The organism is Microvirga sp. Mcv34 (genome assembly GCF_024519725.1).
In the GTDB taxonomy this organism is placed as follows: Bacteria; Pseudomonadota; Alphaproteobacteria; order Rhizobiales; family Beijerinckiaceae; genus Microvirga.
Genome location: NZ_JALJRK010000278.1, coordinates 1 through 551 on the forward strand (window position 1 = coordinate 1; position 551 = coordinate 551).

1 pseudogene is annotated in these 551 nt (G+C 62.4%); it reads left to right on the plus strand.

From position 1 onward, the window contains the following. Positions 1–44: 44 nt before the first annotated feature. A pseudogene (locus OC446_RS30605) lies at positions 45–551 on the plus strand (IS481 family transposase); the annotation flags it as partial.

A 551-nucleotide genomic window follows, 5' to 3' on the forward strand; every position in this document is an offset into this window, starting at 1 on the left:
GGGTTTGATGGTGCATTCTTATCGCCGGAATGGAGGGATGCGCTATGGGCCAGGTTCTCCACCGCAGCGCCACAACGACAGAGGCGGTCCGTCGCGCAATCCAGAATAGTCAAGAAAGCCTGAGAGCCCTGGCCACGCGCCCTGGCCACGCGCCACGGCATCAACCAGAAGACAGTCGCTAAATGGAAGAAGCGCACCTCGGTCGCTGACCTGCCCACCGGGCCCAAGAACCCAAGGTCGACCGTTCTTTCAGCCGATGAGGAGGCCGTCATTGTTGCCTTCCGCCGGCACACGCTCCTGCCGCTGGACGACTGCCTTTATGCCCTCCAGCCCACGCTCCCGCACCTGACGCGCTCGTCGCTGCATCGCTGCCTGCAGCGCCACGGGATTGGGCGCTTGCCGGATGTGGAGGGCGACAAGTGCACCAAGAAGACGTTCAAGAGCTACCCCATCGGCTTCTTTCGCTGACGCGGCCCTTCGGGTCACATCGACATCGCTGAAGTGCAGACCGCCCAAGGAAAGCTCTATCTGTTTGTGGCCATCGACCGCAC